We start from the raw sequence: 23,123 nt of genomic DNA, 5'->3' as shown, positions 1-23,123 counted from the left end.
TTTTTTAGTGTATTACCCTGGTACCATTACAACAGGAGAGTTAGTTTATGCCGGATGAAAAATCGTCACGGGCGCGTGGTGTTGACCGGGTTATCGATATTTTTCGGCAGTTGCATATTGCCCGTCAACCTATGCCTGTTCGCTCCCTGATTCAGGCAACTGGCGCTCCACGCTCCAGTGTTTACGAGCTGGTCAGTTTGCTCAGTGAGGCCGGCCTGGTTGAACAGGACCAGGATGGCAATGTCTTTTTTGGCCGGGAAATGCACTATTATGGTGCGGATTACATGGCGCATAACGATCTGATCAGGCGAGCGCATCAACTGATGGTTGAACTTGTTGCACAGCATGGTGAAACAGTGCAGTTGTGCATGCTTGAGGGGAATAAGTACACCGTCGTGTTGTCGGAAAGCAGCAATGCCCATCCGTTTAAAATTACCTCGGATATTGGTGTCCGTGTACCCATTCCCTGGACAGCGACCGGGCGTTTGTTGCTCAGCCACTGGTCTGACAGCGCTATTCTTGATTTGATCCCAGAACAGGATTACCGGCTTGCCGGTGGGCAGGTGCTGGATAAACAGGCTTTTCTTGACGATGTACATCGTGCCGGCCACCAGGGGTATTGCCTTACCGAAGGGCTATCTGAGAGTTTTACTTGCTGTATGGCAGCGCCCGTCTGTTCGCGTCATGGCCAGGCCGTTGCCGCCGTCTGTTTTATGGTTAGCCGTGACACTTCGCCAGAACGTCGCAAAATGCTGCTGGACGAGCTGATACTTGCCGGGCAGAAACTGTCTAATTTTGCATAAATGCAGATGCAGCTCCGGGGCAGGAAGGTCTGTTACCTGCCCACTACCGGCACCTCCATTAACGCCTCACCATGTTAATTTGCTGGGTAATAAACGCACTGCGGAAATATTCGCGCAGCGCCAGCATGGCAGGCGTGAACTCGGTGTCATTTCGCCAGGCCAGTCCAACCCCCATCGGGTGCACGTTATTCACCAGCGAGCGTGTTTCAATTCGTCGGCCTTCTAAAGACCACGGGCGGTACACCAGGTCAGACAAAATTGCGATGCCAGAACCGTTTGCGACCATGCTGCGTACGGCTTCAACGGAGCTGGTGCGCAATATGATATCCGGGCGAAACCCGGCTTCCTCCCAGTAGCGCATGGCGCTGTCCGCGGCTTCGTCTACTGTCAGCATGATAAATGGCTCGCCAGCAACGTCTTCCAGCGTAACTTGTGATTTAGCACAGAGCGGGTGGTGCGAAGGCAACCATAAACGCCGGGTGGAGTTAAACAGCGTTTCTGCGTAGATATCCTGGTGGCGTAAGTTACCGGTCAGTACCAGCGCCATGTCCAGTGAGTGGCCCAGCAACCCCTGTTCAATATCCTGGCGCTCATACTCAAACAGTTGAATATCGATATGTGGATAGTCCTGCGCCAGGCGCTGCAAATGGAAAGGCAAAAAATAACCAATAACTGTGTAACTGGCTGCCAGGCGCAGGGTTCCCCGTACACCGTTATCGTTAACCGGCACGCTGCGCACCGCATTATCGACGGTTTGCAAAATGGTGTAGGCATGGTTGAGAAAGTGATTGCCGTGCCCGGTCAGCACCATGCCATGCACAGAGCGGGAAAACAGCTTTTTCCCCAACAACTGCTCCAGTTCCTTAATGGCTCCCGTTACTGCTGACTGCGAAATATTCAGGTGAACGGCGGCGAGTGAGATTTGCCCCATCTCTGCGGTGGCAACAAAATAACGAACCTGGCGCAAGGTTAGCATCAACATCTTCCTCTGTATTATGGGGCACATGGCTTAAAAGGCTGAGTATGTTAAGCCTTCTGATTTTCTGATATTACGCCATCTAAAAATACTACTTTCCGAATGAAAATAAATACTCATATATTAAATAAACAACTCCTGCGATAAATAAGAAATATATATGATGAAAAGAGTAGACATTAACTCAGATATAGGTGAAAGCTTTGGTTCATGGGTGATTGGCGATGGTGTCGATGACGCATTAATGTCAGTTATCAGCTCTGCTAATATTGCTACTGGTTTTCATGCTGGTGACCCAAATATTATGCGCAAAACAATTGAACAGGCGAAAATAAATAATGTGGCAATTGGCGCGCACCCTGGGTTTCGTGATTTACAGGGTTTTGGGCGGCGCCATTTATCTATCCCTGCAGGTGAGTTAATCAACGATATTATTTATCAGTTGGGTGCATTGCGGGAATTTGCCAGTTTGTCTGGTTTGCCATTGCAGCATATAAAACCCCACGGTGCATTGTATATGCACCTGGCGCGTGATGAAGTTGCGGCGCAACAGTTTGTGGAAACATTACACCAACTGGACAGCAAACTCTGTCTGTATTGCATGGAGAATACCGCTGTCTGGCGCTCGGCGCAGCAACTGGGGCAGCCTGTGGTTACCGAGTTCTATGCAGACAGGGCCTATGATGATCAAGGCGTTATCGTTTTCACCCGCAATACCGGGTACCTGAAGGTACAGGATATTGTCGATAAAGTTCTCCTGGCATGCCTTGAAGGGAAAGTGAAAACAGTAACCGGTAATATTATCTCAATTAATTTTGATTCTATTTGTATTCATAGCGACACCCCCGGTGCTCTGGAAATTATTAGTGCAGTAAAAACGGCACTCATTCACCACGGTGTGGAAATTACCTCCCCGAGTGCGGCGAAATAAATATCATCTGGAGAAAAATATGTCTGATTTTGAAGTTGTATCACCTCTGCCTGGTGTTTTTTATCGCCAGCCATCACCGGACGCCAAACCTTTTGTTGAGCCCGGTCAGGTAGTGTCTGCAGATACGGTTATTGGCTTAATTGAAGTGATGAAACAATTTAGTGAAGTGTTTGCTGAAGTGGAAGGCACGATAGCAGAAATAACTATACAAAATGGTGATGCCATCGAGCCCGGGCAAACGATAGCCATAATAAAAACCGATAATGCATAACCGCCCTGGAGGAAATATGGCAGGCAAAATAACAAAACTGCTGGTTGCTAACCGTGGGGAAATTGCTGTGCGCATTATTCGTGCAGCACAAGCATTGGGTATTCCTGTGGTTGCGGCCTGCAGTGAAGCAGATAAAGACAGCCTTGCAGCTCACCTGGCAGATGAAACAGTGATTATTGGCCCGGCGCAGGCCGCACAAAGCTATTTGAATATTAACGCGTTACTGAACGCTGCAGCCCAAAGTGGCGCTAACGCCATTCATCCCGGGTACGGTTTTTTGTCTGAGAATGCGCAGTTTGCAGAGCGCGTGGAGCAGGCCGGCTTGATTTTTGTGGGTCCGGATGCGCAAACGATTCGTGTGATGGGCGATAAAGCCGCGGCCCGCCGTACAGCCGCTGAAGCTGGTGTACCTGTGGTACCGGGTTCACGAGTGCTGGAAACGGTTCAGGCAGCCCAGGCCCATGCTGCACAGATTGGTTACCCCTGCATGATCAAAGCGGCGGCTGGTGGTGGTGGCAGAGGTATTCGCGTGGTAGACAACGATGAAGCTCTCGCCAGGGAATTCCCCGTTGCACAAAGTGAGTCCAAAGCTGCATTCGGTTCCAGCGCGGTGTACCTGGAGCGGTTTATTGCCCGGGCCCGCCATGTGGAAGTGCAGATCCTGGGGGATGGCAAGCATGTCGTTCACTTGTTTGACCGGGAATGTTCTCTGCAACGGCGGCGGCAAAAAATGTTCGAAGAAGCGCCTTCACCGGCACTCAATGACGAACAACGAAAAACCTTGTGTGACAGTGCGCTGCAGTTAGCCCGGCACTTGCGTTACCGGGGCGCAGGTACCCTGGAATACCTGTTTGATGAGGTGCGCGGCGAATTTTGTTTTATTGAAATGAACACCCGTATTCAGGTAGAGCACCCGGTAACGGAAATGGTTACTGGTGTGGATTTGGTGCAGTGGATGTTACGCATTGCCAATGGTGAACCTCTGACGCTGGCGCAGGCGGATATCACCCTGCATGGCAGCGCCTGTGAAATGCGTATCAACGCCGAAGACCCGGACAAAAACTTCTTTCCCTGCCCGGGGGTGATTGAAGGCGTAGTCTGGCCGGGCGGTGAAGGTGTACGCGTAGACAGCCATGTGTACAGCGGTTACCGCATTCCTCCCTGGTATGATTCGTTGCTGGCGAAAGTGATTACCTGGGGAGAGAGCCGCTCGCAGGCCCTGGAGCGAGCCCGGCAGGCACTGGGTTCTCTGGAACTGCGCGGTGTGAAAAACACGGCTTCGCTGCATAAATGGTTGCTGAGCCTTCCACAACTGGAGGCTGGCGAATTTACCACAACTACGCTCGAACAGTGGCTGGCTGAACGCAACCAGAGTACGTCCACGCCTGCCGGGGAGGTACGCCGTTATGGCCAGTAACCCAATTCGTTACTCATTTGGCGGTGATGAACACCTTTTCGCCGAAATTGACCGGGAAATGTCTTTGCAGGCTTTTTTCCGGGGGCTGAAACTGACGCGGGCGCTGGAAGCCCTTCAGTTACCCGGCATACTGGATATTTGCCTGGCGAATGCCTCTTTTCAGGTACGTTTTAACCCGGATGCCCTCGACCCTTATGTGCTGCTGGAACAACTCAAGGCACTGGAAGCAGGAAGTAGTGGGGAGGCCGACACCCTGGAAACCCGGATCATTGAGGTTCCGGTATTTTACAACGACCCCTGGACACACGAAACGCTGATGCGCTTTCGTGACCGCCACCAGGCACCGGAAGGCAGTGATCTGGATTACGCTGCAGAGATTAACGGGTTTGCAGACAGCGCAGAATTCATCGCCGCTCACAGCAACACGCCCTGGTTTGTTTCGATGGTGGGGTTTGTTTCTGGCCTGCCATTTATGTACCAAATGGTTGAACGGCAAAAGCAGTTACAGGTGCCGAAATACCTGCGCCCACGCACCGACACACCGGGGTTGTCTTTAGGCCATGGCGGGTGTTTCGGCTGCATTTACTCGGTGCGCGGCGCAGGTGGCTACCAGTTGTTTGGCATTACGCCAATGCCTATCTATGACCCGGCGCAACGGTTGGGGTATCTCAAACAGGACATGGTGTTTTTCAAAGCGGGGGACATTGTGCAATTTCGCCCGGTGGACCGTGCAGCCTATGACACACTGTGCGAAGAGGTTCAACGCGGCGAGTTCACGCCAGAAATCCGTGAAGTGACTTTTGCGCTGGCTGATTTTCTTGACGATCCGCAAGGGTATCCTCAGCAACTAAAAAGGGGGCTGTATGACCATTAATGTTATCAAGCCTGGCCTTGCCACCACAGTGCAGGATACCGGAAGAGAAGGGTTCTACCACCTGGGGATACCGCCTTCTGGCGCGCTGGACCCCTATTCCATGCAGATGGCGAATTTGCTGGTGGGCAACAACCCGGATGACGCCGTGCTGGAAATGACCCTGCTGGGCCCGGAATTGCAGTTTACTGAAAATACCCTGGTTGCTGTATGCGGTGCGGGCATGGTGCCCATGGTGGATAACCAGCCAGCCAACAACAATACGGCCTTACTTATCGCCGCCGGGCAGCGCCTGCGTTTTGCCCCGGCGCGCCAGGGTTGCCGGGCGTATCTGGCGGTAGCGGGCGGAATTGATGTTCCCCTGGTGTCAGGTAGCCGTTCAACCTATACGCTCGGTGCGCTGGGTGGTTACCAGGGTAGGCGCCTCGCCGCAGGGGATTCGTTGCCCGTGTTGCCAGTAACGGCGGAGCGCTTGCAGCTTGAAGGCAAAACAGTGCCGGAAGATTTACTTACGGCATTCCCGAAATCAGTCACATTGCGGATGCTGCCCGGGTTGTATATCCACCGCCTGACTGAAACCGCTGTTGATAACTTTTTTGCCGATACCTGGCATGTCAGCACCGAAGCCGACCGAACCGGCTACCGGCTGAAAGGTGGCACGCCGTTAACGTTTAAACCAGAAGAGCCGCCTTTTGGCGCAGGCTCAGACCCTTCTAACATTGTTGATGCCTGTTACCCTATTGGCTCTGTGCAGGTGCCTGGCGGGCTGGAACCCATTGTCCTGCTACGTGATGCCGTTTCTGGTGGCGGATATATGACACTGGGTACGGTGATTAGCTGTGACCTGCCCATCCTTGGGCAATTACAGCCTAATCAACAGGTGCAATTTATCCCTGTCACGCTGGAAGAGGCACTGGCTGCCCGTCGCGCATCACAACACCGGCTGGCTGAGCTTACTCAGGCGTTGCGTTAACCCTGCCCGGGGTGCAAGCCCCGCGGCATATATCACTGGTCTCTACTCGTTTCAGGAGGTTGCTATGGCTTCAGCTCCACAATCCCGTGCTGTGCAAAATTCGGCAGAACCGGCACAGATGGGCAAATTGTCACTCACCATGGCATGGTGGGCGGTGTGTAGTGCAGTGTTTTACATTGTGGTGGGTGCATCGCTGGCGATGGCCTATGGCGCGGTTAACGCCATTATTGGCATGGTGCTTTCGGTTATCACCTATGGCCTGATTAACGGTGTTATCAGCCGTTTTGCCATTCGTAGTGGGTTATCTGTTGCTCAGTTTTCGCGCCGCCTGTTTGGCCAGTTAGGTGCGTCGCTGGCCACGCTGATATTTTTCTCCACGGCCATTTACTATGCTGTGTTTGAAGGCTCGGTGATTGCGTTTGCACTGAACCACCTGTACCCGGGGCTGGTGTACTGGGCTGCCGCTGCGCTGGTGGTGGTTTACAGTGTGCCGCTGATTTTTGGCAGTGTGCAGCACTGGCTGGATAAATTTAATGGCGTGCTGCTGCCATTTTACTTGTTGGGTTTACTGGCAACTATTGTGATGTCGGTGGCGTTACACGGTTACCAGGCAAACTGGCTGCAGCTGGGGCCTGCCACGCCATCCCCCTGGGGCTGGTGGAACTGTTTTACCTCTTATATGGGTGTCTGGGTTTTGATGATGTACACCTTTGACTACGCGCGTTTTGGTAAACAGGAAGACAGCCAGTACCACGCCCGTTTCAATTTTGGGATGCCGTTTTACCTGGTGACTTTCTTGCTCAACGGCATGGCGGGGATCTACCTCACCAGCACGTTTGCTGCCGGTACGGCATTAAATGAAACGTCGGTTGTGGTGGCAATTCTCAACCTGCTGGGGCTGGCCGGGCTGGGGTTTGTCTGGGTAACCCAAACCCGGATTAATACCGCGAACTATTACCTGGCAACGGTGAATATGCAGGTGTTTTTCCACAGCCTGTTTAAGGTGAAGCTCCCTAAAGTGGTGTGGGCCTGTGTGGTGGGTGTGGTGGTCTATATTCTGATGCTGGCAGATGTGTTCGCCTGGTTGTTGCAGGCACTGGCGTACCAGGGAGTATTTGTGGTGGCCTGGGTGGGTGTTGCCCTTGCCGGCATTGCCCGCAATGTACAGGCAGAACGCGAAAATAGCGCCATCAACCTGACGGGGCTCGGTGCCTGGTTTATCAGCGTTGCAATTGGTATTGCATTAATGCACGCCACCCCATCTGTGGCGGCATTCTCAGCACCGGTCACTTTTGTCTGTGCCAGTGGTTTGTATGCGCTGTTCAGCCTGTGGGCAGGAGCCCGGTTACCGGCAACCAAAGTGATGAATGACTGATACGCAAGTCTGTATTGGTGAGTTGAAAAAGAGTGCCCACGACACTGTGGGCATTTTCTAACAGAACACATACTGACTGTCATAGGGCATGAGTACAGTGATACAGATAGTTTAATAAACTTCCTGCCGGATTACTGGCACATTAGGATTTAATACCTTGAGTTGCCCGATAAGCTTTTCATCATCTGGATCTGTCTTGTTTCCAAACGTAGTAAGGTGATAGATCCCACATACAGTGATATGGCCTGTAGGGGGGAAGCCTGCATGAATATTTACATTTGATTTGCCTACTACAAGAACCTCATTATATCTTTTATGCTTACTATTTATCATTAAATTTTCTGGTGTGGTGATGTGTGCATAACTTTTGTTGGGTAGAAGGTGTTCTCTTATATAGTTAAATCTTTCTTTCGCTTTCTTTCCTTCAAAAAGCTTAGGTGTTCCATTGAAATAGCTTTCAGCTAATGCAAATGAATTGTTTTCTTTTATTCCCGCATGGTTCTGAAAACTGACATCCTCAGAGAAAGTTCCGATAATATTCTGTGGCGGCACCGCTAACAATAAGCCTACATTCGCCCATTGCGATCTTATATATTTGCTTCGGTACTCGATTAAGGAAGTGCTGATTACATCCCAACTGTTAAAAGCACTTTCAGCATCCTGGTTAAGTAGTGGACTTCGGTTTGCCTGAGTATGCACATGACGCACTGTATGTATCAGCATAAGTGCTTGCGGGATGAGGCTTTTTGTACAGTTATATACATCACCCCATTTCATTAAGGTTTTTTTATTAGAACTATCAAAAATCTTTGAATCTATTTTTTTTCCCATTATTCGCATGGCGAAAAGTTCCCTCAGGATTAGACAGATGGACGGTTAACAGGAAGGCTGGCGCTATTACAATAAGCCATGTTCCTTACTGATACAGGTCAGTGAGTTGGTGCGGATACCAACTTAGTATGAATGAGTTTTTGTATGTTAATGGAAAACTGAACACTCTGTTTAGCTAATGAGAATAGAACCTCAGTACATTGGCTTTGGCTGATGTGTTACATATGATGCAGGATTATGCATATTACTATGTGGTTCAATTATAAATTTTCACCAGAACAGGATAGTGCCATTACTTTTCTCACACAATTTTTTTTGCGAAAGGTTAATGGAAAGGTAAGGGAAATGCAACTTGTTCACCTGAAGAATAAGTAAAGAAAAGTAATTAATTACCTGTGTGGCTGCGGTGACTTTATTATTCGACGTTTTTCATTTAATTATTAGAAATATCTTATAAATTATTCCTAAAAATAATTCGCTGGTTGAAGCTATGCGTGGTTTGCAAGTCATAAATATGGGTATATCTCGAAGACACCTGAATCAGCCACTTCCCGGTTGATGGGTAAGTACCTCTTCAAACCAGGAAGTGGCCGGTGACGTGCACAGCAAACCAGCTTTATGACTCTGTGCATCTGAATGACTTCAATACAGGCGTGAATCATTTACAACACAGTGATATTCAGCTTGTTAAACACTGTACGCATTTTTTCATCCAAAGTGCCATCAACCAGCAAGGTGCTGGCAATACTCAACTCGCCAATCGCAAAGGGGGAGGCCGAGTTAATTTTTTCCGCAGAGGCCATCACTACCGTTTCCGCAGCACGCTGCGAAAGTGCACGCTTCACATTGGCTTCTTCATAGTTACCTGTAGTAAAACCTGCTGTTTCATGCACGCCTGTAACACCCATAAAAAAGAGGTCCGCATGAATTCGGTTAATTGACTCAATCATTGATGCGCCAACGGTTACGGCTGAATGTTTGTATAACTGGCCGCCAATGACGATAACATCAACCAAAGGCAGGTTAAGTAACCCGACAGCAACGGTTGGGCTGTGGGTAACGGCAGTAAACGCGAGGTCACCTGGCAGCAGTTTGATAAGCTCCTGTGATGTCGTCCCGCCATCGATAATAACGATGTTTCCTGGCTGAATAAGCCCGACCGCTTTCTGGGCAACTCTCTTTTTCGACTCAATCTGCACGCTTTTGCGCATTTCCAGTGTGCCAGTGGCAGCCGATACCGCCAGTGCGCCGCCATGAACCCGCTGCAGCAGCCCCTCTGCGGCCATCTCCCGTAAATCACGGCGAATCGAATCTTCTGAAATGTTAAATCGCTGGCTTAACTCTTTTGACAGAACCTGCTTATCGCGCGCCAGGATGTCGAGAATAAGTTGTTTTCTTTGCCCTGAAAGCATTACTTCACCATTCACGTTTTATCTTGATCGTGCACGATTATGCATGTTATGTTTTTTTTGTCACCTAAAATCAGGAATAAACATGCAAAAAGAACCGCCCAAAATCCGTCTTATCCGGGAAAAACTGCTCTCTGATGACTGGTATATCCTCAAAAAATACACCTTTGCGCTACTGCGAAGGGATGGCAAATGGCAGGAAATGAGCCGCGAAGCTTATGACCGTGGTAACGGCGCAGTCATTCTGCTGTACAACAAAGCCCAAAAAACCGTCGTGCTTACCAGGCAATTTCGCCTGCCTGTTTATATCAATGGCCATTGCGGTCTGCTGATTGAAGCCGCCGCCGGACTACTGGATAACGAAACCCCCGAAAAGCGCATTGTTGAAGAAGCACAGGAAGAGACCGGGTTTACGGTTTCTGCGCCAGAGAAAATCTTTGAAGCCTGGATGAGCCCTGGCTCGGTGACTGAAAAACTTTTCTTCTTTATTGCTGAATATTCACATCAGGATCGCCTGAATGGCGGCGGAGGGCTTCATGAGGAAGGTGAAGATATCGAAGTGCTTGAATGGCCTTTTGCAAAAGCAATGGCGGCGATTAAAAGTGGGGAAATCCAGGATGCGAAGACCATTATGTTACTTCAACACCTGGCACTTAATTCAGTATTTACGGGCGGAGTATAAATCATGCTTATTTTAATTGCCGGGCCGGTAAGAAGTGGCACTAACGGTGACATAGAACGCATTAAACAGAACCTGTCTGTTATGGAACAGTATGCGCTAAAAGTGTATGAAAAAGGGCACACGCCAGTGATTGGTGAATGGCTGGCGGTACCCCTTGCCGAAGCAGCAGGTTCAAAAATGATGGGTGATGAAATCAGTGAATCCTTCCTGTACCCGGTCGCTCACCGCCTGATTTACCACTGCGATGCTATTTTACGGATACCCGGTGAGTCGAATGGGGCAGATAATGACGTCATTATTGGGCTGGAGCGGGGAATGCACATTTACCGGGAATTAACTGAAATCCCAGGGCTGTCGCAATAGTAAGACGGCCTGAACGGTTGTTGCATTAATGGTTGTACGGTAATTTTAGTGATTAATAAGTAATGCATTGTGGGGACAACGATTACCCTTTCTGGTTTTATCTGCAAGCTGGCATGGATTAACCTGTCCAGAATTAATCCCCCTTGTGTGCCGGTAAAGGGCAGGTGCACAAGGGGGAAGAGGACTACTTAAATAAACTGAATTTCCCGGTAAATTCTTTAAGTATATTGGTATCGCCAAACATGCAGATCCCGAAATACTCAAGGTCCTGCTCTGGTGTTTCAGATGTGGCGTTTAACTGCGCGGCTGAAGAGCCAACTATCATGGTGTCAGTAAAATCTGTAAACGGGATATCACGCTGAAGCAGTTCTTCGCGAACTTTCCTGATTTTATTAGAGTTATCTGCCTTAAGAACAATAAAAGGAAAGTGCGAAATTGCGGGATGAACACCGCCATCTTTGTCTGTATATTGCAGGAAACACAAGCTTTCCGGGTTATTGATATGCGCGACAAGCCCCGCCGTCATATGGCCGAGCGCGTTATATAAACGGCCCATTTCAACCTTTTTATTTAATACGGCAATAAATCGTTTTGTGTTTTCATCGGGCAGGGTGGATAACTCTGTCATAAATATCCTTTTCTTAATTACATCACGTCTTTTCCCGGTGGCTAAACCACAGCCTTGCGAGTTTACTGTTCAGGTATGTTCTGTTTATACCGGGTTGAAAGAAAATCATACTCTGCCGGGCATAATATTCAACCTGTGGTGCAAAGGCCTGGCCTGGAAAAACGGATTAATATCCCTGGTCTGCCCAGGTGATTTTTGCATGCAGTGCGCCTAATAAGGCCAGGTCAACCAACAGTGCAAAGGCATACGGAAACCCGGTTATTCCGCTAAATTGCCCCTGAATATGCAGGCAGACCACGATGGCCAGCAGTGGGCCTGCCACCCTTAATAAGATTCTGGATAGTGGCCGCATTGCTGCATGGTGATTGCGGTCTGTATCTGTAGCTGCCATAGCAACAATACCTTGTCCCAGCCCGGAAATAGCCACTCCGGTAACCAGCGAGAGCCAGTGGTATGCGCCCTGCAACGCCATTACCAAAAACAACATACCGGCTGCGCTCACCAGAAACCCATAGTACAGCCGGTTCAGCCAGTTTTTGCGCCGGAATACAGGCCAGCGCGACCCTAAATAACCACCAGTAAACGTAATCACAAGCAGTAATACCAGTGTGATGGCGTCCACCATACTTTCCTGAATGGAACGCTTCAGCAGAAGCACAATCTGGGCGGCCAGCCCGCTGTACAACAGTGCTGTGGCGGTGAACCGTGTTTTTTCGGCAAAGGATGGGGGAGCAGATAAAGCTGTCATGGTCGCAATACGCCTCGTAACATGTGTTCATAGAGAAGAAGAAAAACTCATCTTCATCAGGTTATGTATTAAGCGTATCGCTTATATAATGGTGTATTCAAAGTCATACTTTTCACCTGTGGATGAAAATAACTCATCATGAAAACATCGCGATTACCACCACTGGGTACCCTGCGTGCGTTTGATGCTGTGGCCGGATGCCTGAGTTTTAAGCGGGCAGCCGCAGAGCTTAGCGTGAGTGCCACGGCGGTAAGTCACCAAATTCGCCTGCTGGAATCTGTACTGGAGTGCCGGGTGTTTGAGCGCAGTGCGCAAGAAGTCAGGCTGACGGAAGCAGGGCAGTTACTCTATGCCGCAACGCAGAATGCTTTTTCCTCCCTTGGGGATGCTGTAAAAAAAATAGACCGGCTTACAGAGTCACCAGCTTTGACAGTGACAACGACTTCCAACTTCTTAACCAACTGGTTGCTTCCACGCCTGGCGGATTTTAAAGCGCAGTATCCACAAATTGATGTGCATTTACATACCAGTGTGGAAACTGTTGACCTTAAACAACGAACCGTAGATGTCGCCATCCGCTATCGGGAAAGCGCGGAACATGGTTTACACAACACACTGCTTTGTGAGGACCGTTTTATTGTCGTCGCCAGCCCGGCGCTGAATTTGCGAAGGCCTGCTGATTTAAATAAAACGACACTGTTACATGTAGATAACCGCCATATTCCTGCAGAGTCCCCGGACTGGCAACACTGGAAGCAGCGCTATGGGCCGGAAGGCCTGAATTTGTCCAGAGGCCTGCACTTCAGCGATGAAACCCATGCTTTACAGGCTGCGGTGGCCGGGCATGGTGCGGTGATTGCCAGTGAATTGCTGGTGGGGGATTTAATCACCAGGGGAATGTTGGTTGCGCCTTATGCCGGGTCTTTACCCGGGGCGAATTATTACCTGCTGGCTTTAGAAGAGGTGGCATACCGGGCGGAGATTGTTGCGCTACGCGACTGGTTACAGCACATGGTGCAGTGATAACCCAGCCTTGTGGGATGAGTATTGCTATTCATAACAGGGTAGTGCCGTAACTTAATGACTGCTTTGTAGAAAATATCTCACGCAAGGCTCCCTGTATTAACTCCGCTAACGGTATGGTTACCGGAGTTAATCATTACGCCAGTATGCGTAGGGTCTGCTATTTGTCGGTAGCATCAATGGTGAGATGGTGCTAATTTCTGACCTGCTTCATTTTTACCTCTTATTCTGAGGGAGTGCTGAGTTCTCTGTGCCTTACATCATCAACAATACTGAACATAGATGTAAACAAAGAGTCATCTTTTTTTGCCCAGAAAGTATCAAGATCATCACCGGCCCAAATAGCATGGGTATGGCAGACAAACTCGAGTAAACCTGTATTGTGAGGGATGAAGTCGATAAATTTCTCAGTATTGGTGTCAATTATTTTTTGATAGAACAGGATTACTTTACAGTGGCAGTTATTAATATTATATAACGACAAAAATTCATTGAGATGAGATCGCAGCAAGGAAATATTTGACAGGTCTGAAATGCGGTGGTGATACAGGAAAATGAAGTTTTTCACACCACGATATTTTAATTGGCGGTAAATGCGTCGTTTTAATGCACGCGCATCTTCTTTTACTCTGAGTGGGTCGTGGTGGGAGAACTCAAAACCCAGCATGTGACGAGGGTTGTATTGCCCGGTACAGTTTTTATAGTATGTTGAGCGCACCACGTAATGATCGCCATCCGGGAACGGTTGTAGCTGGTCTTTCTCCAGAAGATGACGGTAACTGTCCTTCTCCATCTGCAGGATATACTCTATATTGGAGCGGCCAGAGGAAAAAACGGAACTGAACGACTTTCTGTTATGCCTTCTCAGAATGTCATCAGCAAGGCAATTTTCACCAATGGAGATCCATAGTGTATCAGATTTAAAATTACTCCTGTTTTTCCACTTTTTATTGATATTATTAATGCTCCGCTTAATCGACCGGAGGTTATTTTTTATTTGTTGATTAATAATTATATTTTTCATTGATATTACCATCTCCCTTTCTCTATGAGATTACAATGATGGTTCTGTTTTGCCTCAAAATGGCGTGCATGTTTGCTGTGGGTATATATACTCCGGGGGAATATCATCCTTTGTTATGCGCAGAATAATTTACGGGTAGTAAATATAATGTTAAGCGCGCTGGCTGCGTTGTCAGTTATAGCTTCCTTTTAAAAGAATCTGTAACAGATGGCTGTTATAATTCAAAAATAAAGATTATGAATAAAATGTGCATTTTTTGTATCAAAATGATTCTAGTCCTCATATCTGTCGGGGTAAACATAAGGATTTTCTTAAAATATTGCTGGATGGATTCAGTTATCCATAATGGCGTGCAGTTCTTTTCATCTGCTAATTGCCACCTCAGGAATATCTGCAAGTAATCAGGTGCCGGGGTTAGCCTCTCCGGTGGCGGGGAAATATCTGTCTTGTTGGTGGTGCCCTGTGGCAACAATCCACACTTCTGGCAGCCAGTTTGCTTTCAGGTGGCCTGGCCGTACACCAGTTGCATGGCAATCCGGCGTTTGGGGTCGAGCCCGGCAAGGGTTTCTTCCAAAAGTAAGGTTTGCAGCCGGGGTGACAAGTCATCGCCTTCCACTGGTATAAAACCCAGCGCAGCATAAAAGACGGCGTTAAATGGCGCGAAGCGGTCTGTGGTTAAAGTCGCACCCTGTAAACCCCGCATCTTACCTTCCGACAATATTGCGTTGAGAAGCCTGCGGCCTGTACCTTGCTGTTGCCAGTCAGGGTGAACATCCATCTCGGCAATATGCAGCCAGTTTTCTGTGATAATTGCCCCGGCAAACCCCACAGGAATACCACCAGGCAAGAGTGCGACAAGCAGCACACCTTCAAGGCGTAACTGGTCGAATTGTTCCTCACTGGTGGCGACAGGGGAACCGTTTACGGCACCAGCGCGGCGTAGTGTTTCAAATGCAGCAAGTTCAATGGCTCTTAATGCAGCTATATGTTCAGGTTGTGCGGGTTTAATCGTAATTGCTGTCATGCTTTCCCTGGCGTTTTTTATCTGTAATATGGTGCTGACAATAAACCGGCTAAAGAGCAGGCTGCCTGTGTGATATGGGTTCTTCTGACAATGCATCCGGCGCTTTAATATCATTCATATCTATCAATTCTACAAAATTAATCAACCCTGTTGATAGCTTAGTACACGGGCTTGAAGTGACAGCGGACACACTAAAAAGACGCAGTTCTGTGCCGATAAAAAAGAAAATGTGAGCTGGATTCAAAAATATAGTTGATAGATTACGTTTATTAATTGTAATGGTATTCTGAGTTATCAATGTTATGTGCGTTTCTGTCGCGGTTCATTAAAGGCGCTGATTTAAAAATAAAAATAACGATTGCCCTGGAGTGAAAATGAACAATTTCACGCGTGGTGGTGTTACCTTACTTCATGCTGATAGCAGTTTTATCAAAGAACTGATGCAGTTTTGTAGCACAGCCTCAGGGTTGCATTGGCCCTGGGTGATGGTGCTGGACCGTGAAAGCGCACCTGTTACTGCACCTGGTTCAGCACCATTGTGCCATTACCATATTATTTCGGGCGATAAACACACGGCCTGGCAGCAAGTTTTGTCCGGACAAACGCTGAGAGAAGGTATTTACTGCCTGAAAGAGTTGTCCGGGTTTTACAGCCAGTTTCCTGAACTGGAAGTTGCAGGAATGTGCACGCACCTTAGTGTGCCTGTTATATTGCGTGATGGTACGCTCTATGGCTCAGTGAACTCAGTCAGTAAGCAGAACAAACAAGACAGCCAGGTAACTGTGGCGCGCCTGGTTTCACTGGCGAAAATCATCGCCCGTTATGCTGAAGAGCTGTTGGTTATTGAGCAACTCAAAGAAGATAATTACCAACTGGCATTACATTCTTATACCGATTCCCTGACTCAACTGCCGAACAGACGGGCGATATTCGACCGGTTGCCCGCACTATTTTCTCTGGCGAAACGAATCAACCGCACAGTATTAATCAGTTATATTGATCTTGATGAATTCAAAAAGATTAATGATGACCTTGGGCATGATACCGGGGATGCACTGTTGAAAGAGATTGGCCAGCGGTTGCATCATATTGTGCGCGAGGAAGATATTGTTGGCCGGATAGGCGGCGATGAGTTTCTGCTGGCCTGCCTTGGGCCTGAAAAAGAGACTGACCAGGAGTTTGTTATCCGAACTATCAAGGACAGAATTCATACCACATTGCGTGGGCAGTACACCTTTGGCAATTTGTGCTTATGGTATGAAGGCGCAAGTGCAGGGGTGGTTTGTGTTTCACCTGAAAATTGTTCTGTAGATGATGCTGTAAAACTGGCTGATACCGCGATGTATAAAGAGAAAAAGCCGGGCGGGCGAGCCGATGGCCCACCTCCTGGTTAAGTGAATATACATTGCTCATTGTCCCAGGTGCGTGAGAGAAGTACTCACCCACAACCGGATGCTGGTCATGGGTGGATAATTCATTGCAGCGTGAATTGGGGCCTTTCCAGCTATTACCGGAAGCTATTACCGGAAGAATAATGCCAGTGCTTCAGATAAGGCATATGGTTGTTCATCAGGGATAAAATGGCCGCTGTTGGCAATTGTCATTCCGGTCACGTCATCCGCGAATTCGCGTAGCGGTGCGGCCATATCGGGAATGGAACCCTGGTCTGCACTGATTGCCAGCAGTGGTACCTTGAGTTTCCCCTGTTCCCGTAGTGTTTGGTTCTGCCTGGCTGAAGCGGTGATTTCACGGTAAGGAGCAAGCCCGGCCCGCAGAGCGCCATTTTGCCGCAATAACCGGGCATATTCGGCAATATCGTTATCGCTGAATACCATCGGGCTGGCTGTTTTGCGCCGCAGAAACCATGTCAGGTAAATGTCTTCACGCCCGGTGATTAATGCCTCCGGCAGGTCGGGCAATAAATGAAAAGCAAAATGCCAGGTTTTCCAGGCTTTATCCGGTGTGGCAGGCAGGAAATCCGGTAACGTTATACCAGGAATACCTGCGTCCAGTAACGCCAGCCGGGTCACCTGCTGGCTGTAGCGCATGGCATAAGGCCAGGCTACCCATGCACCCACATCGTGAGCGGCCAGGTAATAGTGCTCCACGGCCAGTTGTTGCATCAGCCCGTGAACCTTTTCAGCCAGAGATTGTGTATCGTAGCCAGACTGAGGCTTGTCTGAATCGCCCTGGCCGGGAAGGTCGGGAGCGATAATTCGGTAGCGGTCACTTAATTGCGCCATCACCTTATGCCATGCATACCAGCTTTGTGGGAAGCCAGCTAACAGCAGCAGAGGTTCACCTTGTGGGTTGCCACCGCTCACATAGTGCAGGCGCACGCCGTCTACAGTAACGAAATGGTGGGAAAAGCCGGGCAGGCCGCTAACGGGCTGTGACCAGGTGCAGTTCATTATGTTATCAGTCATCGCATTCTCCTGTTATTTGGGAAATGATCATTTCCAATATGATGAAAAAATTTTAATCGAGCAGTGCCAGTGCCGTTGACACCACCTCTTCCCGGGCGGGAAGGTCATTCAGTTTCCCGGCGACACGCATACCCAGCACCAGACATAACAGCACGCTCGTTAGTGCTTCTGCATTGCATTTCGGATTTACAGAACCGTCCTGTTGGCCTTGTTGAATCAGTTGCAGAATACCTTGCTGATTTCGCTGTAGTGCGGTTGTCACCAGACCGGAAAGCTCCGGGTCGAACTGCTGCAATTCAATGGCACTACCTACGACCAGACACCCTCGGCGGCCTTCAACACTACTGGCTGATTCCAGGTAGAAGTGCAGCAGGGCTGCTATCTTTTCCCGGCCAGTTGGTAATACTGCTAACCGCTGGCTCAGCGCGGTGTTACGCAGCGAGGTATAACGTGCAAACACCTGTAAAAACAAATTGCGTTTATCATGGAAGGCCTTGTAAATACTGCCCGCAGTGAGTTGCATACCTTCGCTCAGGTCGCTGATTGACGCGCTGTGATAGCCTTTGGAGCGAAATACCTGCATTGCGAGATCAAGTGCGTTGTCCGTATCAAACTGGCGGGGGCGCCCGCGCACACCCCGTGATTGCTGTGGCATGATTTATACCATTTAGGAAATGATCGATTCCTAAATAATCTCACAGTTGCCAGGATGTTTAAAGTGAATTTGCAAACTGGTCGCGAGAAGAAGGGGGATGTGCGCCTGCTGCGTGATACTGGTAGTTTAATGCAGCAGGGGCAGGGTTATGCGGATATTCGGTTTCGTTCTCAGTAAAACTCGTCTTTATGCTGGTACCGGTATTCTTGTGTTATTCCGGTGTACCCGTAGGACGCTGCTTTGCAATCAATAACATGTACGTTGGATTGTGGATGTAAGTTACCTATTGCCTGTTCCATCGCGTTGTAGATAGCTTTTTGGTATGCGGCTTTCTGATCTTTGCTACAAGTTTCATCTACCACAGTCACTTCAAGTCTGAATGAGTTTTTCCCCCATTCAGCCAGACTTCTACCGTCAATAAACCAGTCGTCATCAGCAACATGCCTGACTATCACCATAGTTTCAAAGCTGTTTTTCTTTAATATGTCGCAGGTGATTTGCGTGGCTAAAGTAACACACGCTTTGGTTAACTGTGGGTTCTTGTCGCCAGACAATGTGAGGGTTATTCCAGGCATTACAGCTCCTTAATTTAATGATTACCAAAAGATATTGCCACAGTAGTTAGTCATTTAAGAACTGGATACAGGGCATAACCGAAAAATAACCACAATGTTAACTGTGATTGTGGGCAAGCGTATATGAAAGATCTTTTCACATCAGCAGCAGTGAGAGGCCAGGGAGTAGGTAAATCACTAATGCAATTTATAGCTGCTTTTGCCATAGAACATGGATGCACAAGATTCGACTGGACGGCTGAAACTACCAATCCCAAAGCAGCCGAATTTTACTTGTCACTCGGGGCGTCTCTGATAGAAGAGAAACAGTACTTCCGGTTGGATCATCAGCGCTTAGCGACATTTGCTATGCGGAATGAACAACCCTGAAGCCTGTTGTGGCTTCGGGGACCATCTATTGCTCAACCACAGCATACCAGTGGACTCCTGAGGTTGCCGGCTTCGAGCCAGGCGCGGAATTAACTAACGCGGAATTAACTAACGCGGAATTAACTAACGATGTAGTGGCACACTGAAATTGAATGCCAAAGCTGATATTGCTAATCCCTGTCATGCTATTAAATAGTTTACAGTGAAAATCATTCATACTCTTCATGTAAAAATGGCACTCACTGAAAGATGTCATTCCACCTCTTCATGTATATCTACATCCACACATAGTCATTAAGAAAAGGATGCATGAAGATGCTGAGAGGTAAAAGAGCCGTTATTACTGGTGGAGGAAGGGGATTTGGCCGGGCGCTGTGCGTGTGGCTGGCACGCGAGGGCGTCGAGGTGAATTTTTGTGCGCGGCGGGAAGATGATATTCAAAAAACCTGCAGTATTATCACTGCTGAAAGCGGCATGGCAAAAGGGTATATCTGTGATTTAACCCAGCCGGAATCCATTTCTCAGTTTTCTTCACAGTTGTTAAGTTCAGATAAGCCCATAGACATTTTAATCCTCAATGCTGCTCAGTGGTTGTCTGGGAGGTTAGACGATCAGCCTGACACAGAAATTATCAATACAGTCAGTTCTGGACTGACAGGTTCGATTCTGCTGACTCAGGCTTTGCTGCCTGGGTTAAGGCGTTCAGACAGTGCTGATATCGTCTCAATTATATCTTCATGCGGGGTTGCGAATTTTACGGATTCAATTGCGCACCCTGCTTTTTTCGCCAGCAAACATGGCCTTAGCGGGTTCACAACTAAACTGTCACAGCAGTTGTCCGAAGAAAATATACGTGTTACCAGTTTGTACCCACCGGATTTCGAACTTACCGGGTTAGAGACGTTTGTTGATAGCCAGGCCAAAATGGGGGAACGTCTACTGAATGGACGATCAATCTGGGAAACGATTTGTTTTGTACTGGCTCAACCGCGTAGTTGCCATATAAGTAATATCTACTTTCAAGGTCCAACTCGCGAAGACCTGAGTGCCAAAAGCAGAAATGACACCATTAGCCCGAAAAAATAATGAATACAGATTAACAAACTGATTCAGCGTCACAGCAAGAGACTCGCTGAGCCATGCCAACACATCTTCTGCTGTGGTTATTCCATGAAAAAATGCCTGCTACTGCCTGTGATATTTGACGTGCCATAACGTATCAATTCTGGCAAGAGAAGCACTCTGAACCTGAATGGCCCGAATAACCGGAATACTTAGATTTCAAGTGCAGCAAGGATAACGGCTTCCATTTTCTCTGGGGTGGTGAACGGTGCAAAACGCCTGACTGGCTGGCCGTCTCGCCCTACCAGGAACTTAGTGAAGTTCCATTTAATTCGCCCACCCAGCACACCGGGCAACTCTGCTTTCAGGTAACGAAACACCGGGTGCGTAGCAGCGCCGTTGACCTCAACTTTTGCGAACATCGGGAAGCTCACACCGTAGTTGACATGGCAGGTCTGAGCAATTTCGTCCGCACCGCCGGGTTCCTGCTTACCGAACTGGTTGCAGGGAAAACCAAGCACCACCAGCCCCAGCGCGGCATACTTTTTGTAAAGCGTTTCAAGGCCCGCGTATTGTGGTGTAAAACCGCAATGGCTCGCGGTATTTACCACCAGAACCAGTTTGCCTGCGTAGTCGGCCATAGAGATGGGCTGGCCACTCAGGCTGGTAGCAGTAAGTTGATAAAAGTTAGTCATGTCCGGTTCCTCAAAGCACAACCCGTTCGGCGGCAATATTGCCATACAGCGCGTTACCCAGGATATAAGAAGTTCTCTTCGCCGTAATCCGTAATACCCGCCAGAACAGCCGTTAGCTGGCAGGTGAATTAATCTTGTGCTTGTAATGTTGCTTTAATTGTATCGACAAACAGTCGCAGTGCGACGGGCATATGCCGGTTTTGTGGAAAGTAAAGCGCAATACCTTGAGACGAAATTGCCCAGTCGCCCAGCAATGTAATCAACTGCCCGTTAGCGACCCACGGCTGTGCGTAGCGCTCCGGCACATATGCCAGGCCCAGCCCACTTACGGCGGCTTCAACCATTAACGCACTGTTGTCCAGAGTCAGGCTGCCCGGTACATCCAGTGCAAACTGTTGCCCATTTTGCTGGTATTCCCAGTGATAACGCTTGCCACTGGGCAGGCGCTGGCGCAAACAGGTGTGCTGCATAATATCCTGAGGATGTTTGATTTTCGCCCGCGAAGCCAGGTAACCCGGCGATGCTACAGTAACAAAGCGCATGGGGCCGCTCAGGGGTATCGCCACCATATCTTTAGGGACATCTTCAATAAGCCGAATGCCCGCGTCAAATCCTTGTGCCACGATATCAACCAATTGGCCTTGCGCGGCGAGATCAACTTCAATCCCTGGTTTTTGCTGGATAAACGCCGGTAATACCTTTTCCAGTAGAAGGCTGATAGCAGCATCGCTGGCGCTGATACGCAGTGTACCGTAGGGTTGGTGGCCACTGGCAGTCACGTCATTGAGCAGTTCATCCATCTCTTCCAGCAGCGGCGACAGGCGTGACAGCAGCATTTCACCTGCATCGGTTAAGGCTACGCTGCGCGTAGTACGATGAAACAGCCGCACGCCAAGTGTTGCTTCCAGACCTTTGATGGTATGGCTGAGCGTTGAACGCTTAAGCCCCAGCACATCCGCAGCAAGCCGAAAACTGTGCTGTTCGGCAATGGTTTTCACCGCCTGTAATTCACTCCAGGAAGGTCGCTTCATTGTTGAATTTTCCCCACCATCTCATGCCATTTTGTGGAGATTATGCCACCAATTATTCCGTTTATGATGAAATCCTGTTCACTAAATGGAGATGACCATAATGAAAACCTGGCTAATTACCGGTGCATCCAGCGGGCTCGGCCGGCTGATGTGTGAAATGCTTCTGGCCCGTGGCGACCGGGTGTTTGCAAGTGTTCGGCGTGAAGCTGTACTGGACGACATGCGCGAACAATATGGCGAACGCTTACAGGTGCTGGTACTTGATCTCAGCCATACCGCAACAATCAGGCCTGCTGTTGAGGCTGCATTTGCGCAGGCCGGGCATATCGATATTGTGGTGAGTAACGCGGCTTACGGTTTATTTGGCGCGGCAGAAGAGTTGAGTGATACACAAATTGAACGGCAAATTGCCACCAACCTTACCGGCTCAATTCAACTGATTCGCTCGGTGATTCCATTTATGCGGCAGCAAGGTGGCGGGCGTATTGTGCAGGTTTCTTCCGAAGGCGGGCAAATAGCTTACCCTGACTTCAGCTTGTATCACGCCACAAAATGGGGAATAGAGGGGTTTGTCGAAGCTGTCCGCCAGGAAGTCTCGACATTTGGTATCGACTTTTTGCTGGTCGAGCCGGGGCCAACGGCAACCAAATTTGCTGCCGGGCTGGATATTGCCGAAGCCTTGCCCGTTTACCGTGATACGGCGTCCGGGAAGTTAAGGGCAGCGCTGTTATCAGGAGAATTTGCGATTACTGGCGATGCGGTAAAAACTGTGGCAGCGATGATTGCTGCGGCTGATGCTGCGAACCCTCCTCTGCGCCTTCCACTGGGGAGCACGGCATATAACAATATTAAGGCGGCACTGAAAATTCGCATGGATGCACTGCAGGCCATAAAAGCCGTGGCATATGGTGCAGACCGCGAGGAGTAGCAGGCAGAACTACCTCGCCAGCATGATGGTCAG

At 49.0% G+C, this 23,123-nt stretch carries 26 protein-coding genes; 14 read left to right on the top strand and 12 right to left on the bottom strand.

What is annotated here, in order from left to right:
• Positions 1–47 precede the first annotated feature (47 nt).
• The gene (locus A9B99_RS03450) at positions 48–803 is read left to right on the top strand and encodes an IclR family transcriptional regulator (RefSeq protein ID WP_064594629.1); all 756 of its coding nucleotides are present in this window, start codon (positions 48–50) and stop codon (positions 801–803) included.
• Positions 804–861: 58 nt separating this feature from the next.
• On the opposite strand, the gene A9B99_RS03445 is transcribed toward A9B99_RS03450, so the two are convergent.
• Positions 862–1,779, bottom strand: coding sequence for a LysR family transcriptional regulator (locus A9B99_RS03445; protein ID WP_064594627.1), 918 nt, complete (start codon positions 1,777–1,779; stop codon positions 862–864).
• 160 nt (positions 1,780–1,939) lie between these two features.
• Here A9B99_RS03445 and A9B99_RS03440 point away from each other — a divergent pair, with 160 nt between their 5' ends.
• The 6 genes from A9B99_RS03440 (at position 1,940) to A9B99_RS03415 (ending at position 7,617) form a co-directional block, all read left to right on the top strand.
• Positions 1,940–2,710 carry a 5-oxoprolinase subunit PxpA gene (locus A9B99_RS03440; RefSeq protein WP_197499248.1) on the top strand — a complete coding sequence of 257 codons (771 nt, stop codon included), beginning with the start codon at positions 1,940–1,942 and terminating at the stop codon, positions 2,708–2,710.
• A 19-nt stretch (positions 2,711–2,729) separates the two neighbouring features.
• Positions 2,730–2,981: an acetyl-CoA carboxylase gene (locus A9B99_RS03435; protein WP_064594625.1), complete on the top strand. Its 252-nt coding sequence runs from the start codon at positions 2,730–2,732 to the stop codon at positions 2,979–2,981.
• A 16-nt stretch (positions 2,982–2,997) separates the two neighbouring features.
• Positions 2,998–4,398 (top strand): acetyl-CoA carboxylase biotin carboxylase subunit, encoded by a 1,401-nt coding sequence (locus A9B99_RS03430; protein WP_064594623.1) that lies wholly within the window; start codon positions 2,998–3,000, stop codon positions 4,396–4,398.
• Positions 4,388–5,272: a 5-oxoprolinase subunit B family protein gene (locus A9B99_RS03425; protein WP_064594621.1), complete on the top strand. Its 885-nt coding sequence runs from the start codon at positions 4,388–4,390 to the stop codon at positions 5,270–5,272. The genes A9B99_RS03430 and A9B99_RS03425 overlap by 11 nt, the downstream gene beginning before the upstream one ends.
• Positions 5,262–6,242, top strand: coding sequence for a 5-oxoprolinase subunit C family protein (locus tag A9B99_RS03420; protein WP_064594619.1), 981 nt, complete (start codon positions 5,262–5,264; stop codon positions 6,240–6,242). Before A9B99_RS03425 ends, A9B99_RS03420 begins: the two co-directional genes overlap by 11 nt.
• Before the next feature lie 64 nt (positions 6,243–6,306).
• On the top strand, positions 6,307–7,617 hold the full coding sequence (locus tag A9B99_RS03415) for a purine-cytosine permease family protein (protein ID WP_064594617.1): 1,311 nt from the start codon (positions 6,307–6,309) through the stop codon (positions 7,615–7,617).
• A 111-nt stretch (positions 7,618–7,728) separates the two neighbouring features.
• Here A9B99_RS03415 and A9B99_RS03410 read toward each other — a convergent pair whose 3' ends face one another.
• Positions 7,729–8,448, bottom strand: coding sequence for a hypothetical protein (locus tag A9B99_RS03410; RefSeq protein WP_156518978.1), 720 nt, complete (start codon positions 8,446–8,448; stop codon positions 7,729–7,731).
• Between the two features lie 662 nt (positions 8,449–9,110).
• Positions 9,111–9,860: a DeoR/GlpR family DNA-binding transcription regulator gene (locus A9B99_RS03405; RefSeq protein WP_064594613.1), complete on the bottom strand. Its 750-nt coding sequence runs from the start codon at positions 9,858–9,860 to the stop codon at positions 9,111–9,113.
• An 82-nt stretch (positions 9,861–9,942) separates the two neighbouring features.
• On the opposite strand from A9B99_RS03405, the gene A9B99_RS03400 reads away from it, so the two are divergent.
• A complete protein-coding gene (locus A9B99_RS03400) occupies positions 9,943–10,539 on the top strand; it encodes an NUDIX domain-containing protein (protein ID WP_064594611.1) in 597 nt (198 codons plus the stop codon).
• A 3-nt stretch (positions 10,540–10,542) separates the two neighbouring features.
• Entirely contained in the window at positions 10,543–10,902 is a 360-nt protein-coding gene (locus tag A9B99_RS03395) for a hypothetical protein (protein WP_064594609.1), read from the top strand.
• A gap of 184 nt (positions 10,903–11,086) precedes the next feature.
• Here A9B99_RS03395 and A9B99_RS03390 read toward each other — a convergent pair whose 3' ends face one another.
• A complete protein-coding gene (locus A9B99_RS03390; protein ID WP_064594607.1) occupies positions 11,087–11,530 on the bottom strand; it encodes a DUF2000 domain-containing protein in 444 nt (147 codons plus the stop codon).
• A 166-nt stretch (positions 11,531–11,696) separates the two neighbouring features.
• The gene (locus tag A9B99_RS03385) at positions 11,697–12,278 is read right to left on the bottom strand and encodes a hypothetical protein (RefSeq protein ID WP_064594606.1); all 582 of its coding nucleotides are present in this window, start codon (positions 12,276–12,278) and stop codon (positions 11,697–11,699) included.
• Positions 12,279–12,416: 138 nt separating this feature from the next.
• On the opposite strand from A9B99_RS03385, the gene A9B99_RS03380 reads away from it, so the two are divergent.
• Complete coding sequence (locus A9B99_RS03380; protein WP_064594604.1) at positions 12,417–13,301, top strand: LysR substrate-binding domain-containing protein; 885 nt, start codon at positions 12,417–12,419, stop codon at positions 13,299–13,301.
• 223 nt (positions 13,302–13,524) lie between these two features.
• Here A9B99_RS03380 and A9B99_RS03375 read toward each other — a convergent pair whose 3' ends face one another.
• A complete protein-coding gene (locus A9B99_RS03375) occupies positions 13,525–14,325 on the bottom strand; it encodes a DUF1796 family putative cysteine peptidase (protein ID WP_064594603.1) in 801 nt (266 codons plus the stop codon).
• Positions 14,326–14,824: 499 nt separating this feature from the next.
• Positions 14,825–15,349, bottom strand: coding sequence for a GNAT family N-acetyltransferase (locus A9B99_RS03365; RefSeq protein ID WP_064594601.1), 525 nt, complete (start codon positions 15,347–15,349; stop codon positions 14,825–14,827).
• A gap of 374 nt (positions 15,350–15,723) precedes the next feature.
• Between A9B99_RS03365 and A9B99_RS03360 the strand changes: the two genes are divergently transcribed.
• Positions 15,724–16,743, top strand: a complete 1,020-nt coding sequence (locus A9B99_RS03360) for a GGDEF domain-containing protein (protein WP_064594600.1) — start codon at positions 15,724–15,726, stop codon at positions 16,741–16,743.
• 126 nt (positions 16,744–16,869) lie between these two features.
• Here the strand turns inward: A9B99_RS03360 and A9B99_RS03355 are convergent, their stop codons facing one another.
• The 3 genes from A9B99_RS03355 to A9B99_RS03345 form a co-directional block, all read right to left on the bottom strand.
• On the bottom strand, positions 16,870–17,775 hold the full coding sequence (locus A9B99_RS03355; protein WP_064594597.1) for an alpha/beta fold hydrolase: 906 nt from the start codon (positions 17,773–17,775) through the stop codon (positions 16,870–16,872).
• A 52-nt stretch (positions 17,776–17,827) separates the two neighbouring features.
• Positions 17,828–18,430: a TetR/AcrR family transcriptional regulator gene (locus A9B99_RS03350; RefSeq protein WP_064594596.1), complete on the bottom strand. Its 603-nt coding sequence runs from the start codon at positions 18,428–18,430 to the stop codon at positions 17,828–17,830.
• Between the two features lie 170 nt (positions 18,431–18,600).
• The gene (locus A9B99_RS03345; RefSeq protein WP_064594595.1) at positions 18,601–19,005 is read right to left on the bottom strand and encodes a tautomerase family protein; all 405 of its coding nucleotides are present in this window, start codon (positions 19,003–19,005) and stop codon (positions 18,601–18,603) included.
• A gap of 123 nt (positions 19,006–19,128) precedes the next feature.
• On the opposite strand from A9B99_RS03345, the gene A9B99_RS03340 reads away from it, so the two are divergent.
• Together A9B99_RS03340 and A9B99_RS03335 are read left to right on the top strand one after the other, a co-directional pair.
• Positions 19,129–19,374, top strand: a complete 246-nt coding sequence (locus A9B99_RS03340; RefSeq protein WP_074388755.1) for a GNAT family N-acetyltransferase — start codon at positions 19,129–19,131, stop codon at positions 19,372–19,374.
• 315 nt (positions 19,375–19,689) lie between these two features.
• Positions 19,690–20,460, top strand: coding sequence for an SDR family oxidoreductase (locus A9B99_RS03335; protein WP_064594594.1), 771 nt, complete (start codon positions 19,690–19,692; stop codon positions 20,458–20,460).
• Positions 20,461–20,648: 188 nt separating this feature from the next.
• Here A9B99_RS03335 and A9B99_RS03330 read toward each other — a convergent pair whose 3' ends face one another.
• Positions 20,649–21,131, bottom strand: coding sequence for a glutathione peroxidase (locus A9B99_RS03330; RefSeq protein WP_064594593.1), 483 nt, complete (start codon positions 21,129–21,131; stop codon positions 20,649–20,651).
• Between the two features lie 128 nt (positions 21,132–21,259).
• Positions 21,260–22,162, bottom strand: a complete 903-nt coding sequence (locus A9B99_RS03325; RefSeq protein WP_064594591.1) for a LysR family transcriptional regulator — start codon at positions 22,160–22,162, stop codon at positions 21,260–21,262.
• Positions 22,163–22,262: 100 nt separating this feature from the next.
• On the opposite strand from A9B99_RS03325, the gene A9B99_RS03320 reads away from it, so the two are divergent.
• Positions 22,263–23,090, top strand: a complete 828-nt coding sequence (locus A9B99_RS03320; RefSeq protein ID WP_082917817.1) for an SDR family oxidoreductase — start codon at positions 22,263–22,265, stop codon at positions 23,088–23,090.
• Positions 23,091–23,123: the final 33 nt, after the last annotated feature.

The sequence above is a fragment of the Mangrovibacter phragmitis genome (genome assembly GCF_001655675.1).
GTDB lineage: Bacteria > Pseudomonadota > Gammaproteobacteria > Enterobacterales > Enterobacteriaceae > Mangrovibacter > Mangrovibacter phragmitis.
This window is presented reverse-complemented; position numbering and strand designations above follow the sequence as displayed.